General features: G+C 62.3%; 12 protein-coding genes. 4 read left to right on the top strand and 8 right to left on the bottom strand.

The window, feature by feature from the left end; translation table 11 throughout:
- Positions 1-32: 32 nt before the first annotated feature.
- From AC07DS_RS03610 to queC, 4 genes are read right to left on the bottom strand one after another with little or no spacing between them, the layout of a single operon-like run.
- Entirely contained in the window at positions 33-800 is a 768-nt protein-coding gene (locus AC07DS_RS03610; protein WP_479142321.1) for a GTP cyclohydrolase, FolE2/MptA family, read from the bottom strand.
- Between the two features lie 3 nt (positions 801-803).
- The gene (queD, locus tag AC07DS_RS03615) at positions 804-1,160 is read right to left on the bottom strand and encodes a 6-carboxytetrahydropterin synthase QueD (RefSeq protein ID WP_030951629.1); all 357 of its coding nucleotides are present in this window, start codon (positions 1,158-1,160) and stop codon (positions 804-806) included.
- The gene (gene queE / locus AC07DS_RS03620) at positions 1,160-1,795 is read right to left on the bottom strand and encodes a 7-carboxy-7-deazaguanine synthase (RefSeq protein ID WP_479142324.1); all 636 of its coding nucleotides are present in this window, start codon (positions 1,793-1,795) and stop codon (positions 1,160-1,162) included. Before queE ends, queD begins: the two co-directional genes overlap by 1 nt.
- A gap of 2 nt (positions 1,796-1,797) precedes the next feature.
- On the bottom strand, positions 1,798-2,508 hold the full coding sequence (gene queC, locus AC07DS_RS03625) for a 7-cyano-7-deazaguanine synthase QueC (RefSeq protein ID WP_479142326.1): 711 nt from the start codon (positions 2,506-2,508) through the stop codon (positions 1,798-1,800).
- Between the two features lie 205 nt (positions 2,509-2,713).
- Here queC and AC07DS_RS03630 point away from each other — a divergent pair, with 205 nt between their 5' ends.
- From AC07DS_RS03630 to dbpB (AC07DS_RS03645), 4 genes are read left to right on the top strand one after another with little or no spacing between them, the layout of a single operon-like run.
- The gene (locus AC07DS_RS03630) at positions 2,714-3,511 is read left to right on the top strand and encodes a hypothetical protein (protein WP_479142328.1); all 798 of its coding nucleotides are present in this window, start codon (positions 2,714-2,716) and stop codon (positions 3,509-3,511) included.
- Positions 3,508-4,650: a DGQHR domain-containing protein DpdB gene (dbpB, locus tag AC07DS_RS03635; protein WP_479142330.1), complete on the top strand. Its 1,143-nt coding sequence runs from the start codon at positions 3,508-3,510 to the stop codon at positions 4,648-4,650. Before AC07DS_RS03630 ends, dbpB (AC07DS_RS03635) begins: the two co-directional genes overlap by 4 nt.
- The gene (gene dpdA / locus AC07DS_RS03640) at positions 4,647-5,891 is read left to right on the top strand and encodes a tRNA-guanine transglycosylase DpdA (protein ID WP_479142332.1); all 1,245 of its coding nucleotides are present in this window, start codon (positions 4,647-4,649) and stop codon (positions 5,889-5,891) included. Before dbpB (AC07DS_RS03635) ends, dpdA begins: the two co-directional genes overlap by 4 nt.
- A gap of 48 nt (positions 5,892-5,939) precedes the next feature.
- On the top strand, positions 5,940-7,034 hold the full coding sequence (gene dbpB / locus AC07DS_RS03645) for a DGQHR domain-containing protein DpdB (RefSeq protein WP_479142334.1): 1,095 nt from the start codon (positions 5,940-5,942) through the stop codon (positions 7,032-7,034).
- A gap of 60 nt (positions 7,035-7,094) precedes the next feature.
- Here dbpB (AC07DS_RS03645) and dpdD read toward each other — a convergent pair whose 3' ends face one another.
- From dpdD to AC07DS_RS03665, 4 genes are read right to left on the bottom strand one after another with little or no spacing between them, the layout of a single operon-like run.
- Entirely contained in the window at positions 7,095-9,119 is a 2,025-nt protein-coding gene (gene dpdD, locus AC07DS_RS03650; RefSeq protein WP_479142337.1) for a protein DpdD, read from the bottom strand.
- Positions 9,116-9,637: a phospholipase D-like domain-containing protein DpdK gene (gene dpdK, locus AC07DS_RS03655; protein WP_479142339.1), complete on the bottom strand. Its 522-nt coding sequence runs from the start codon at positions 9,635-9,637 to the stop codon at positions 9,116-9,118. The genes dpdD and dpdK overlap by 4 nt, the downstream gene beginning before the upstream one ends.
- Positions 9,634-14,142, bottom strand: a complete 4,509-nt coding sequence (gene dpdJ / locus AC07DS_RS03660) for a protein DpdJ (protein ID WP_479142341.1) — start codon at positions 14,140-14,142, stop codon at positions 9,634-9,636. Before dpdJ ends, dpdK begins: the two co-directional genes overlap by 4 nt.
- Complete coding sequence (locus tag AC07DS_RS03665; protein ID WP_479142343.1) at positions 14,139-14,813, bottom strand: hypothetical protein; 675 nt, start codon at positions 14,811-14,813, stop codon at positions 14,139-14,141. Before AC07DS_RS03665 ends, dpdJ begins: the two co-directional genes overlap by 4 nt.
- Positions 14,814-14,824 lie beyond the last annotated feature (11 nt).

The following is a 14,824-nucleotide window of genomic DNA, read 5'->3' on the forward strand; positions in this document are numbered from 1 at the left end:
CGATGCGGCCGTGGCTTCTACCCGATGCTCACTCACCCGGTGACGTATGCGACGGCGTCGTGGCTATGGATGCTCTCTAGGTTGTGGACCCTCACCGCGTGACGGAGACCCCGCTCGCGGCAGACGTGGCTGACTTCGCGGGCAATGTCTTCGACGAACACAGGGTGGTCGTACGCCTGCATCGTCAGCACACGTTCATCCGGACGCTTGACCAAGGGCACGACGGGAGCGGACGCACAGCGTTCCAAGAGTCGTACGGCCTGCTGCACCCCAAAGGGATAAGGAGTGTCCCCGTGCCCGGTCACGGACAGCGTGACGCGGCTGCGCTGGTTGTGGGCGCCGTAGTCAGAGATCGCTTTCGAGCACGGGCACAGACTGGTGACCTCGGTGGTAACTGACGTGATCACCGTCGTGTCTCCGTCGTCCCAGCGGCCGTCGAACCGGACATCGTGAACCTGGAACGACTCGGCGCCAGTCGCAGGAGCGATCACCGTCGTGCTCAGCGGGACGGCTACCGACACCGCGAGCTCCGGTGCATCCAGGAGGTCCGCACCGACTTTCAGCACGTGCGGCAGCCTGCGCGGGTCGAAGCGGCGAAGGTGCTCGTGGGCGAGAGCCACCATGCGGCTCATGTGGGTGCCACGGCGGTCATGCTGGAGCCGCACGGTCACTTCGATCTCGGCGATCCCCTCCTGGCGGAGGTGGCCGTCCTCGAAGTACAGCGGGTAGCGCAGGCCGCTGATGCCAACGTCGTCGATCTCGATGCCGCGGGTGTCAGTCTCGTTTTGGATGTCGTGCATCGCTCACTCGCCCCGATAGGTGCAGCCAGACGTGCACGTCTCGCGGACGGTGAGCGCGGAGAGGTCGGGCAGGGTCGGCTTCAGTCGCTCCCAGATCCAGCGGGCAAGAACTTCGCTCGTCGGGTTCTCCAGGCCTTCGATGTCGTTGAGGTAGTAGTGGTCGAGCTGTGCTTCGAGGGGCTTGAATGCCTTCTTGAGGTCGCCGAAGTCCATGACCCAGCCCGACTCGGGGTCGACGGGAGCTTCGACGTGGACGATGACCTTGTAGGAGTGACCGTGCAGGCGCGCGCACTTGTGGCCCTCGGGCACGTTGGGCAGGCGATGTGCAGCTTCGAAGGTGAACTCGCGGAAGATTTCCATTACTGAATTCCCAGATACTTGTGCGTCTGGAGAGAGAGGATCCAGCGCGGGTTCTTCATGCAGTAGTCGACCGTCGCCCTGGTGTTGGCTTCAACGTCCGGGCCGTCCATGGGCTGGAGCCGGAAGTACCGGAAATCCAGATGCTCGAACTGACGGGGGTCGCCGCCCAACTGGGGGTAGACCAGCTTCAGTTCTTCTCCGCTGGTCACAACCAGTTCGGAGCCGATCTTGGGGCTGACGCAGAGCCAGTCGATGCCCTTCGGCGGTACGCGGGTCCCATTCGTCTCGACGGCAACCTCGAAGCCGCGGGCGTGCAGCGCGTCGACCGCCGCTTCGTCGAGTTGTAGGAGCGGCTCACCACCGGTGCACACGACGAAGCGGTGCTCCCTGGACGATGACGGCCAGGCCTGCTCGACGGCTTGAGCGAGTTCGTCCGGGGTCTGGAAACGGCCGCCACCTTCTCCGTCAGTTCCGACGAAATCTGTGTCGCAGAACTGGCAGATTGCACGGTGCCGATCTTTCTCCAGACCCGTCCACAGGTTGCACCGGGAGAAGCGGCAGAACACGGCTGGACGGCCTGCGTGACTCCCCTCACCTTGCAGGGTGTAGAAGATCTCCTTGACCAGGTAGGTCATTCTCACGCGCCCTGGTACTGCACGGGGTCGATGACGCCGGCCTCAGCGAAGCCTTTGAGGCGGAGCAGGCAGGTCTCGCAGTGTCCGCAGGCTCGCCCCTGCTCGTCCGGGTCGTAGCAAGAGGACGTCAGGGAGTAGTCCACGCCGAGCCGCAGACCCTCGCGGACGATGTCGGCCTTCGACATGGAGATAAGCGGCGAGTGGAGCTTGAGCTTCTGCGTGCCCTCAAGCCCGGCGCGGGTGGCCAGATTGGCCATGCGCTCGTAGGCCTCCATGTACTCGGGGCGGCAGTCCGGGTAGCCGCTGTAGTCGACTGCTGTCACGCCCGTGAAGATGTCGCTCGCCCCGACCGTCTCCGCGTACGCCAGAGCGAAGGACAGGAAGATCGTATTGCGTGCAGGGACGTAGGTGATCGGCACGCTGCTGTCGGTGTCGTTACTGCCGGCGTGATCCAGGGACTCGTGCTTCGGCACGTCGATGTCGGACGTGAGAGCGGAGCCGCCGAAAACTCGCAGATCGATGTCCGCGATGACGTGCCGGGCAACCCCCTGCGCCGCAACCACGCGCGTCGCAGCCTCAAGCTCGACACTGTGCCGCTGCCCGTAGCGGAAGCTCAGCGCGTACGGCGTGTAGCCCTGGTCCTTGGCGATCGCCAGAACGGTCGTCGAGTCCAGGCCGCCACTCAGTAGAACGATCGCGGGACGCTCCGCCATGCCCTTGCTCCCTACCTAGATCTGTGTGTACGGCTGCACTCTAGCGTGATAACTGGCAGGTAGAGTAACGACAACAAACTTCTAGTTATACTCATCGGGGAGTAGGGGCTGCGTGAGGGAACTAACGCTGGTCGTCACTTGCACGGACCGTAAGGCTGCCGTGCCAGAGGCCGAACTGCACGCGAGGTCGCTCCCCGCGAGGACCGTGAAGGAGCGCGCGGTTCTCTGGAACCAGCGCGTCAACAAGGCCTCCCCGACACACACGCTCACCGAGCTCTACCGCGGCGACCATTGGACACAGGCGCGGCGGCTTCGTGAAGCGGCCTCCAAGGCCGGATTCAAAGCGGACCTCTGGGTGGCGTCAGCCGGCCTCGGCCTTCAGCCAGTATCCGCGTCGGCCCCTTCGTACGCGGCGACCTTCAGCACCCGGCACGCCGACTCGGTAGCCACCACCGCAGAAGGAAGCGCCCAGTGGTGGGGCCACCTCCAAGAGGGAACCGGTCGGACAACGCTGCAGGAACTCGGCAAGGGCAGTCCCGTCCTGATGGTGCTCTCCGAGGTCTACGCAAAAGCCATGGAAGCGGAACTTCTCGCCCTGGCCGAGGTCGGAGGCGAAGTCCTCCTCTTTGGCGGTGTGGAAGAGATCGCCGGCATCCAGCGAGTCCCCGCCGACGCAGGACTGAGACGCACCCTCGGCGGAACGCTGACGAGCCTGAATGTGCGCATGGCTGCGTCATGGCTCCAGCACTGCGAGAACAGCCAACTCACGTCATCGGCCACCAGCGACTCCTGGAAGACGTGGGCGGCGGGTGAATCAAGGCCCGAGCAGCACAACCGCCAGCCGATGACCGATGACGAGGTGGTCGCCTTCATCCGGCAGCAAGCCGCGTCCCAGCCCGGCATCTCGAGGACACGACTCCTTCGTCTACTCCGCGACGGGGGTCGGGCCTGTGAACAGAGCCGCTTCGCCAACCTATACATCAAGACCATGGGGGAGCTGTGACCGAGAACCTCATTCGTCGCAGGGCCCTGCGCATCGAGCAGAACCCCAGCATCCCCCTCTACCTCTTCGCCTTGGAGGCCGGAGAGGTTGATCGTGTGGCTGACGTCGCACGGATCTCCCGCGACGAGGCTGGGAAACTGCTCGGCTACCAGCGACCCGAGAAGAAGCAGCACGTCAAGCAGATCCTTGACTACCTGGACAGCGAAAACGTCCTGTTCCCGAACGGTCTCATCCTCGCCCTCCCCTCATCGATCCGCTTCAAGGGCAGCCGAGGACCCAACAGCACCGATGGCTTGGCGACGATCGGGACCATTGAGATTCCGCTGCCAGATTCAGACGACGCCCCTCGGCCCGCCCTCATCGTCGACGGCCAGCAGCGAAGCCTTGCGCTTGCACGCACGAAGCGGTCGAAGCTCCCAATCACCGTTGCAGGATTTGTTGCTGAAGACCTGGAGGTCCAACGCGACCAGTTCCTCCGCGTCAACACCGTGTCACCTCTTCCCACCAACCTGGTTTCTGAGCTTCTGCCCGAGGTCAACACCAAGCTGCCCACCAGGCTGTCTGCTCGGAAACTCCCGTCAACGCTCGTCAATGCCCTGAACCTGGATAACGATTCACCGTTCAAAGGACTGATCAAGCAGGCGTCAACGGTGGGCGAGAGAAAGTTTGAAGCGGTGGTCAAGGACAACAGCCTCATCTCCGCCATCGAAGAATCACTCGCTCCCTCCGGTGTCCTTTTTCCGTACAAGAACCTTTCTAATGGAACCACCGACACCGCGGCGATGAGAGACATCCTCGTCGTCTACTGGACAGCCGTCAGAGATACCTTCCCAGAGGCCTGGGGCCTCTCACCGGCAAAAAGCCGCCTCATGCATGGCGTGGGAATTCGATCAATGGGCCGCCTCATGGACCGGATAATGGACCGTGTGCTCGGGAGTGCGGATATCGGATCAAAGGATGCTTACGACAAGGCCATGGCGGAACTGGAACTGGTCAAGCCCTACTGCCACTGGACCAAAGGGCGCTGGCCGGAACTCAACATTCCCTGGAACGAGTTGCAAAATACGCCCCGCCATATCAGCACCCTGTCAAACCTCTTGATCCGAATCTACCTTCAGTCGAGGATGAGCGCGTCGTGAAGTTCTACTTCCCTGACAGTCAAGACCAGATCAGTCCTACGTACGACTTCCTCAAAGACGAATACTCGGACTATCGAGTTCGACAGAGGGACGACTTGTACGCCCACCAGGCAGTGAAGCCAGCACCATACGATGGGATACTGGTCAGCAAAGCCATCGTGGACGGGTCGGTTAAGGGGGCCGGAAAGTACAGCACCCCTCAGCGAAATCGGCTCTACCGAGACGGAGTGAGTCACTTTTTCGGGCTGCCCGACACGATGAGAAGTCTCGGCGACTGCGGGGCATTCAACTATATCGATGAAGAGTACCCGCCCTACACCATTGATGCAGTTCTCGAATTCTATTATGAGTGCAGATTTCACTCGGGTATCAGTATCGACCATGTAATCTTTGGGTACAAGCCTGAACTTCCCGAAAAGGATGCCGATCCAGCATGGGTGAAGCGTCGCGAGATTTCGCTTGAGTTGGCTGAGAAATTCATCAAGGCCGTCAATGACCGCAATAAGTCGCTCACTAACGGGAAAAGAAAACTGGAGCCAGTGGGCGCGGCCCAGGGATGGAGTCCAGATAGTTACGCGGACAGCGTCGCGAGACTCCAGAAGATGGGATACAAAAGGATCGCGCTGGGCGGCATGGTTCCGCTGAAGACGCCGGAGATCATCGCCTGCCTTGAGAGAATCTCCGAGGTGCGCAAGGATGGCGTTGAATTCCATCTTCTGGGAATCACCCGTGTCGACAGCATGGAACGCTTCGTTGAATACCACGTCAGCAGTTTCGACAGTACGTCAGCATTCCGGCAAGCCTTCATGGATGAACGCAATAACTATCACACCGCCGACCGGTCGTACACGGCGATCAGGGTTCCCCAAGTCGATGGAAACCTCACTCTGAAGCGATTGATTCTGGCAGGAGTGGTGTCACAATCGGAAGCAGTCAAGGCTGAGCGGGAATGCCTCAAATTGCTTCGCCTGTATGACGCGGACAAGGGCATTGAAGTGCAGGAGGTCATGGATGCCCTGCGCGCCTATCAGTCTCTTCTCGGCGATGCCAAGAAGCTTGAGAAGGTCGACAGGTACAAGGACACCCTCGTCGACCGGCCATGGCGGGACTGCCCGTGCGATCTATGCAGGGAGCACAAGATCGAGATGGTTATCTTCCGCGGAACGGAGCGAAACAAGCGCCGCGGATTCCATAACATGACGGTACTCGAAGCCAAGATGCGCAAGCTATCGCTCGCATAATCGCCAAAACCACGCATAATACTCAAAGTAACTTAAACAGGAGATGATGTGGCCGACCGCTACGTGTTGAAGGTTCCCGCGCTCAAGGTGCTCCAAGGCAGCAAGGAGATCTACTGCTTCGCTGTCGACGGCAAGAAACTGCACGACTTTGCTTCTGTCTCGCGCGTCCGCCGCGACGACCAGAAGCGGTTGCAGGGGTACCAGCGGCCCGAGGTCCTCAGCCACATCAGTTCAATCCGCCGCTACCTCGAGTCAGAGGGGGCGATGCTTCCCAACGCAGTGGTCCTCGCATTCGATGAGCGCGTGACGTTCGAACCGGCGGTTCGCGGTGGCGACGTGAAGTACTCCATCCCCGGCCAACTGATCATCCCTGTCGATGAGTCACTTGCTGACGAAGAGAAGCCGGCCTGGCTCGTGGATGGACAGCAGCGCAGCGCAGCCATCAGGGACGCAGACGTCGCAGAGTTCCCCGTCGCAGCCGTGGGCTTCATTGCCTCCCAGGAAGAGCAGCGGTCACAGTTCATCTTGGTCAACTCGACCAAGCCGCTCCCCAAGGGCCTCGTGTACGAACTCCTGCCGGAGACCACCGGCCAGCTGCCGCGCTCGTACGCGCGCCGTCAACTCGCCGCGAAGATCATGGTCCTTCTGAACATGGGGGACGGTCCCTTCAGCGGAAGGATCAGCAGCCCCACGTCGCCTAACGGCAATATCAAGGACAACAGCGTTCTGAGGATGCTCGAGCACAGCATTTACGAGGGCGCCCTGTACCAATACCGGAACGCCGAGGACGGCACCGGGGACGAAGAGCGAATGCTGGCGCACCTGCTGTCCTTCTGGACGCCAGTGGCGAATCTCTTCGAGGACGCGTGGGACAAGCCTCCCAAAGAGTCGAGGTTGACCCATGGTGTCGGCATCCAGGCCATGGGTTTCGTCATGGACCGACTCACCGCAGACGTTCCCTTCGACAAGGTCGACTGGGACAAGGTCCGCATCACCTTGCGCGGGCTGGAAGAGCACGTGGCCTGGACCTCCGGGACGTGGAAGTTCTCAGATGGCCAGGAGTACCGATGGAACAGCCTGCAGAACACCACCAGCCATGTACGGCTGCTCAGCAGCTATCTGCAGGCCCTAGTCACGAGGTAAGTGCCTGACGGCGTTCCTCGAAGGTGGCCCGTCCAGTGACCTGGGCGGGCCACCTGGCGATCAGGCGACTGCCGCTGCAGCAGTGCGAAGGGTGTCGACGGCCGCACGCAGAAGAGAGGCCGAGCCACTCCCGTTCGCGTATCCGACGTGCTTCGTCGTCTTGTTCTGGTCAATGAAACCGGTTGCTGCGTGCTTCGCGCAGCGTGTGGCCAGAACGATCACATTCGCGGTACGGGCCTTCTGCCGCAACTGCGGGGTACCCACGTGGTCGTAGGCCGTCAAGACCTTCACAGCCGGAGCGAGACGCTTCAACTCGTCCTGGCATCGGTTGAGTACCGCCTCATCCAGCGAATAGAGGAGCAGCGTCGCCGCGGGGAACTCCGCGGGCGAACTCTCCTCACCGTCTTCGCCAGCAGGAGCATTCCAGGAGAAGTCGATGCCGAGGTCTTCAGAGAGCCGGCGCGCGAAGGCCAAGTCCGCTTCAGTGAGACGGCGACTGTGTGCTGACAGAGGCCCGAGCAGTTGGGAACACAGGCCTGTGCGGGCTTCCGGATCAGGACAGGCAGCGAGGAACAAGCGGTCGACGAAGTCCAAGACGATCGAGGCGCGTTCGGGAGCAACCCACCGTTCCGTGTCCGAACCGATGTCCTTGAGGATCTCCGCGTACTGCTCGGCGGAGGGAGCAGCACGGAGCGCGATGTCCATTAGCGCCTGTAGGGCTGCCAGGTCACCGGGACTGTAGCGGCTGAACAGCACCGCATTGCGGATGAACGCGTGGGCGCATGCGGGCGCAGGGTCGTCGTAGCCCACGGCGTCGATGAACGAGCCCACAGCCCGCCACAGTTCTCTGGCAGCACCGTCGCTCAACTCGTCCAGGAACTGGGCCAGGGTCTCGTCGTGCTCCGTTGGAGTAGGCCACAGACTCCACTGTTCTTCCTCCAGAGCTTGCTTCGCCGTGATGTCGCCCTCGGCAAGCGCGGAGAACAGGTCGGGCCAATCACTGATCGGAGCGACGGTGTCTGCGGATTCCTCGGGCTCTGCGAGCGCGGAGGGATCGAGGTCGTCCGAAGCCTGGGCGACGAGCGCGTTGGCTTCGTTCAACACCAGCGGGGAGATCTCGGGAGTTTGGTCGTGATCCTCGACAACCGTCACGACCTGGCGTGCAGCCTCCGCATCCTTGAGGATGACGCAAGCCAGCAAGAGCACCGTCATCGCCTGCGGGCCGTACGACCGCGGATCGCCCCTGAGCAACTCGGGGACGGCCCTTCCGTGGGTGATGAGGTTGGACTTGGCCGTTTCCAGATCCCGAACTGCGAGTGGCTCCTCAAGAGCGACCGTGTACACGGCGTTCAGGATCGCGGCCTTCACGGGCGCGGGAGGATCTTGCCGGGCCACGTCTTGGAGCGCAGGGAACTCCAGCACCTTGGTACTCACTCCAAGGCGGTCTAGCCTCTTGAGCTTGAGGTGTGCCAGATTTGTTGCGGTAAGCCCGCCCGCGGCCGCAAGTTGCTCCAGGAGATCAAGGGATGCCGCTTCACTGCCCGCCGCGAGAGCAGCGTCGAACTCGGCGATGAGACGCCCGATGGGTTTGACAACGCGCCAGAGTCTGGGAGGGCGGCTCACGTAAGTCTGCTGCATCAGTTGCAAAGCGTCGGTCAGGTTCTGCCTGTATGTGCCGGTCTCCCCGGTCGTTAGCCGGAAAGCAGAACGTTCGCCGACCAGGTCGATGATGGCGCGTTCCACAGGGTCGTCTCGGTTGAGGCGAGCCGGGCGTAGGCCGCCGCGTTCCATGTTGCAGTGAATGTAGGTAGGACCCGCAAATGCCTCGATGAGTGCAGCTGTCTTTCCCACATCAGCAGAGTCGCGTGCGATGGCGTACATCGAGTAGGCCTGGTTCTCGGCGACCCAACGGGGGAGCACGATGGGGGCGTCGTTGTTGTCCAGCGCGATCTTGACGAAGGGCTCAGTGCGCTCCGCCCAGGGGTGGCTGGGGTCCATGTTGGGCCACGCATCGTTGCCCTTGCCGAAGAACTCGTGCAGGAACGCCTGGATGCGGTCAGTGGTCCAGGGCGTGGTCTGGTTCATTCGCCGTTCCCCCACCGTTCGGCCAGGTCGATGCGTGCTTGGGCAGCAGCGTCGCTGCCTGCCTGGTATGTGATCTTCTCATCGTTGCGGGCCATGCCTCGGATCGTGAAGTTCATTGATCCGCTTAGCATCCAGTCGTTGCCGCAGAGCGTCTTCTCGTGGATATCGGGGTCCCGGACAATGTGGAGGTTTCCTCCCGAGGCCGCCTTCCTGAGACGGCGCAGAAAATCCTCGTTGTGGGGATCCTCGCGTGTCACCACATGCACCTTGGCGCCGCCATGGGCAATCCGTGCTACAGCATCCGAAAGTCGGCACCCCGCCGGGGGGATGTCGCCAAAAAGTGCGTCATACGAACCGTGGCTATTATCGAGTACCTGGACGTCAGTGATCCACGCAGACACCAACCATAGGTGATCGCTGGGAGCGATGAACTCGGCGATCAAGGCTGCGGACAGCATGGAGTCGACCCGAATCGCAGTGTGCTGCCCCGTGCGGATGGTTCGTTCCTGGGATTTCACTGGGCTGCCTCCCGCAATTCGACCCGGACCTGAATCTCATTCTGGTGGCGGACCACACCGCAGACTTCTCCGTAGACGCGCAGCACATCTCGGTCGATGGGCGTGATCGGAACCTGCTTCAAGGCCTGTGCCATCAACGTTGCGTCTCCTGCCGGGCAGACGAGTTCAACAGCCGAGGTTGCCGTCAACTGCCTCCGGTAGACGTTGCCCCAGTCGGGCTTGGTCACATCGATGACCGGTAGACGGTCATCGTGTGCGGCCTGGACCAGCAGACGCTCGAGAACGGGGGCGTCAGCATACGGCTGGTAGTGCTTCAAGTCTTGAGTGCGGGCCTGGTGTCCACGCGGCCACAGAAGACTGAAGACCTGGTCTGCGGTCAGGGACCGAGCGCCTACCAACTGGAGTTTTCCGGATCCCACGGCGTATGCGATCACTCGAGCGTCGACCTCAACCTGGAGACGGTGCTCCAACGCTGACCACGCGTCAACAAGGGCGAGTGCAGTGACGTCAGTGTCAGGCCCAGAGCCCGGGCGCAGGAGACGTGTAGACAAGGCGGCAACGGCTGCATGCCGAGGGGGGCCGTCGAGCCGCGCCCAAACCTCGCGAAGGGCCTCCAGAGCGTCCTCAGCTTCCTTGGCGGAACTGCCAGTGCGAAGTGTCGCCATGGCCTGGGCAGCTGTGTCGTTGGGCTCGGTGATGACATGCCGGAGGAACTGGGTCAGCGTGGCGTCGACGTACTCGTATTCGCTCGGCGCCAGGCTGCTCGTCACAAGCCCCCAGAATTGCCGAGGATCCTTCGAGTAGAAGTCAACCAACTGCTCGACGATCCCCAAACCACCCACGGACGTTTCGCTTAGCCACACCTCGGTGAGCGAGTCGGCCTCTCCACCAGCAAGGGCGTCGACGATGAGATCACCGTCTTGGGCGTTCGGGCATGCACGTTGCGCAGCGGCGAGAATCGCAGCTGCCATCGTGTCACGGTAGGTACGCCGGGCAAGCGGTCCGGTCTCGGCTGAAATATCCTCGGCCACCAGCAACTCTGCTGCCTGGTCCAGGGCAGCTATGACCGTGCCGTGGGCGACCAGCTTGGTCAGCTCCGACACGAGGCGATCGCTGTCGACCTCCTCTTCGGAGAGGTCGGAGTCGCGGTAAAGCACCTGGAAGACCTTGGAGAGATCCTGAGTCCAGGCGCCGTTCTTCAGCAGCGCACGTACTTGAGCGTTCGTGCGGCTCCCATCGAGTCCGGCCAGTGCGAACGCCGTCAGATAGATCTGAGCCAGGCGCTCCCGCTGGAAGCTGTCGGAGAGCTCGGTCAGCGCCGCATCCTCCTGAACTGCGTGCGAGAAGGCCAGGGAGCGCCACTGAGGAGTGGTGAGGTACTCCTTGACTGCCGGATCGTCGAGGTTGAGCGGCCTGAGTTCGAAGCGGATGGCGTCGACGCCCAGGGCAAAACCGAGAGCGGCTGGCTGGCCGCGGAGTTCGTAGCGGACAGTGCAGGTTTCGCTGTTCTGCCGTTCCCTGCGGACATTGCACTCAGCGCCGAAGGTCATGCGACGCACTTGTACGGGGTTGCCGGCCGCGTGGGTCGCAAAGCTGACCGTGTCGATGCGGTGTTGCCAGGGGGAGGGCTTCGGCACTATGCCCTCGCTGAGGGGTGCGTCTTCTTCCACGACGATCTGGGTGCCCCACTCCGGCCGTCCGTGGGATTGGTCCACGATGTCGGCATCGGGCTGCTCAAGCACCAGGCTCAACGGGCGGACGACTTCGAAGTGAGCGCCGCCGTGTCCGTGAGGCCGCCAGGCTCCTTCTAGTCTGCCCTCAGTGACGATCTGCCTCAGGTTCAGGACGCTGCCGCCGTCTTCGGGCAGGGGAAGCCAGGTGCGGTGAGCATCGTCCAGGTACCCGAAGCGGCGGCTGACCCGTCCCGGTACGGCCTCAGTCAGTGCCTTGCCGATCGGCATGTGCTCGATGGAGCCATCCCCATCGTCGAAGGGCAGTTCCAGATCGACCTCGGGAAGGTTCAGCGGTTCGAACAGCGTCCGGGTGATGAACTCGGGGAGCATGGCCTTCTTGGTCATGCCAGGGTCGTTCACCAGGGGCTCCCAACGGGAGCGGAGCCGGCGAAGAGCCGTGGGCACGACGGCCAGGAGGAGGGACCGAGGCTGCTCCCACAGCACTGCCTGTGCGTCATCAACCCTGATCTGGAGGGCTTTGACGAGGTGTCGCGCAAACTCGTCCTGGACACGCTCATCGGTCAGCAGTCTATGCAGGACGTCGATCAGCCCGAGGCGCTCGTTCTCATACTCCGCCAAGATCTTCGGGTCGTCCGGAGTCGTCAAGAGCCTGCGTACGTCCCCTCGCCCAAATCCCTGAGCACGCATCCTGCGCCCGGCCCAGTCAAGAAGAGTCTGCGCTCCTTGGATCTTGAGGACGTACCGGTTCCTGAGAGGGAGACTTGTCGCGGCGACCTCTGGGGCAAAGAGTGTCTCGTACCCCTGGTAGGCGAGCCGATCGCGGCCGTAGTCCGACAAGGTCACGATGGTCAGAGGCCGAGTCCCGCGCTCTCGGCCGGCGCGGCCTCGGCGCTGGATGAATGAAGCGGCATTCCGCGGTGCCTTGTGCTGGAGGACAAGGCCAACTCGCGGATCGTTGAAGCCCACCTCCAAGGAGGCCGTGGCGATGGTGAGGTTCGCGTTGCGGTTGACCCCCGCGTCCTGTGATGACGTCCGCCCGATGATCAAGGGGTGCATGCGGAGATCTGGGTCGAGTTCGTGACCGACCCGCTCCACGAGCTCCCAGTTCTGTCCCTCGAGGTAACGAGGGCCGGGCTCTGGCCGCGCACGTGACCGCAACCCCGCAAGGACATCCCCACGGCGGTTGACGCGTCCACGGTGGTCCTGATCGCCCTCGGCGTCACGAAGGTACTTGTAGAAGCGGTTGGTGACGTCCAGGGCATCGGTGAACAGGAACCCAGTCGAACCGTAGAGGAAGGCGTCTTCACCGCGGTCGAGCACACGGCCCCACAGCATCGCCGTCTGGATCGACGTCGACAAGAGACTGGCTCCCGAGACGGGGTCGCCGCGCAGCGCAAGCGCATACTCGCGGCCTTCTCGCACCATGGCGTCGTCGTCAGGGGCAACGGGGTCCACGTCACTGTCGCGCAGGCCCACCAACTGTGCGAAGAACTGGTTGGCGTCGCGCAGCGTGGCGCTGAGCCCAACGAAGGTCACCGGCTTGCGTACTGCTTCCCGCCATCTACGCAGAAGATAGGCCACCTGGGCCCCATGCACTCCCGAGTAGGTGTGCACCTCGTCGAGGAGCATCAGGGACGGCGCGTTGCCACCGCGCCAGCCCAGGAGGCGATCCAGATAGCCATCGGCGCTGCAGTTGTTCAGCATCTCCGTTGTCGTGAACAACAGGTGCGGAGGGTCCTTCTTCAAGGACTCGCGAGTCAAAGCGAGTTGACCGTGCGGGATCTCATCTCTGCACTTCCGGCAAACGAGGCGTTCCACTCCTTGAGCGCGGTCCTCATCGGACCAAACCAACTCGCCGTCTTCGCATTCCGGGATGGGACAAGGAAGGAACGGACACACGACGCCGTCAGTCACACGCGTCCAACGACCAGAACCTCGTCCGGACCGAAGCCGCCAGTCGTTGGAGTGGTTGGGGGTGTCACCGTAGAGCGCACCGAGACGCAAAGGCCTCTTCCCCTGGCTAATGAGCGCGCTTTGAACACGGCGAGCGTTAATGATGGCATCGCGCAACTGGTCCCGCAGCAATTCTTTTCGCGGGTACAGAGCGAGGGTGTGGACCCTCTTCTGCGTGCCTCGGCTGGCGTGTTCGGCAATGGCTGCGAAGGCAGGCAGGTAGAATGAAAGCGTCTTACCACTACCGGTGCCGGCACTGACAATGATGCCTTTGGATCGATCTTGGCGATGGAGCGAGGAGTAGACGGCTTGAGTCGCTTCCAGCTGAAAGCGAGCCAGGTTCTTGCCACCTAGATATTCGTGTGCAACCCGGTCCTGAAGATCACCCCAGCCAGGAAGGCTGCGCAACTCCTTGAGCGCCTGGGAGCCCGGGATGTCTCGGTCGGGGTAGCGGCGGTAGCGAACGTGCAGCCGGTAGTCGGCCACAAGCCGCTTTCCCTGCCGCCACCAGCCGTTGGGTGCGTCGTCGGCCCAGTCGCCTCGAGGTCGGAAGAGTTGGCGCAGCCCGGTGGTCAAACGGAGTGCTTCTGCGAATCGGGTGCGATATCGAACTGATCCGTCACTCGGCCACGGCACTTTGAAGAGCAGAGCGCGGCCTTGTATCTCGCGGAGGACCTCGAGGGCCGAGAGCGCCGGTGGATTCGGGTACGCGTCGAGGAGTTCCTCTATACAGCCGAGGACGTCCTCCTCGGGCAGTGCCCCTTCCGTCATGCCCCACATGAGGAGCGGCAACTCGAGGCCTTCCAACCGGTTTAGCAGTTCGTTAGCGAACGCCGGGGCCACGGTGCTCTGGTTCACGAACCATTCCTCTTCAGGCTGATGTGGGCATCCATCCCACATTCACGGATAAGCGCAATCTCTTCGTCTGTGACGTCGCGCAGCGTGAGACCAGATTTCTCGCGTAGCCGATTCAGCAGTTCGGCGAGTGCTTCCGGTGGATCCTGGGCATCTTGAAGTAGTTCGGCTAGTCCGGCGTACGTGGTGGCGAATGTGGTGATGGCGTCCTTGGACGCCTTGCCCCTTGCAATGCGCTCCAGTTCGAGGTGCCGTGTGGATGCCTGCTTCTCGGCTCCGGGCTCTACAAGCATCGAGATCCGCGCCAAAGGAAGGTCTGCGAGGAGTCTCCCTGTCCAGGCAGACCAAGCCGCTTGATTCTCTTCCGCAAGTCGATCGGCTACTGCCTGCGTCTTCCTCTTCGCCGTGTTAAACACCGGGTTGGAGGGCAGACCGCTGGGCCCCAGGCTGCGTTCAAACCCGGCTCTTCCGTCATCGATGCCGGACAAGTCGATGTCGAGGCCCGCGCCACGGGCCTGAAGAGCTTGGGTAAGGGCCAACTGGGCTGCCAATTGATTGAGTTGAGAGCGGAGTTCCATCAACCGACTTGATACACGGGTGGCCTGCCGCTGAGAGTCTTCGCCATCAGCGATGCGTGAAGCGTGATCTTCAAGCAGCTTTGCCTTCTCGTACACAGACAACCGAG

This window comes from Streptomyces sp. NPDC044064, assembly GCF_056434245.1.

Coding starts and splice junctions, on each gene's coding strand:
- queD (WP_030951629.1), bottom strand. CDS start 1,160: ATGGAAATCTTCCGCGAGTTCACCTTCGAAGCTGCACATCGCCTGCCC.
- dpdD (WP_479142337.1), bottom strand. CDS start 9,119: ATGAACCAGACCACGCCCTGGACCACTGACCGCATCCAGGCGTTCCTG.
- queC (WP_479142326.1), bottom strand. CDS start 2,508: ATGGCGGAGCGTCCCGCGATCGTTCTACTGAGTGGCGGCCTGGACTCG.
- AC07DS_RS03610 (WP_479142321.1), bottom strand. CDS start 800: ATGCACGACATCCAAAACGAGACTGACACCCGCGGCATCGAGATCGAC.
- queE (WP_479142324.1), bottom strand. CDS start 1,795: ATGACCTACCTGGTCAAGGAGATCTTCTACACCCTGCAAGGTGAGGGG.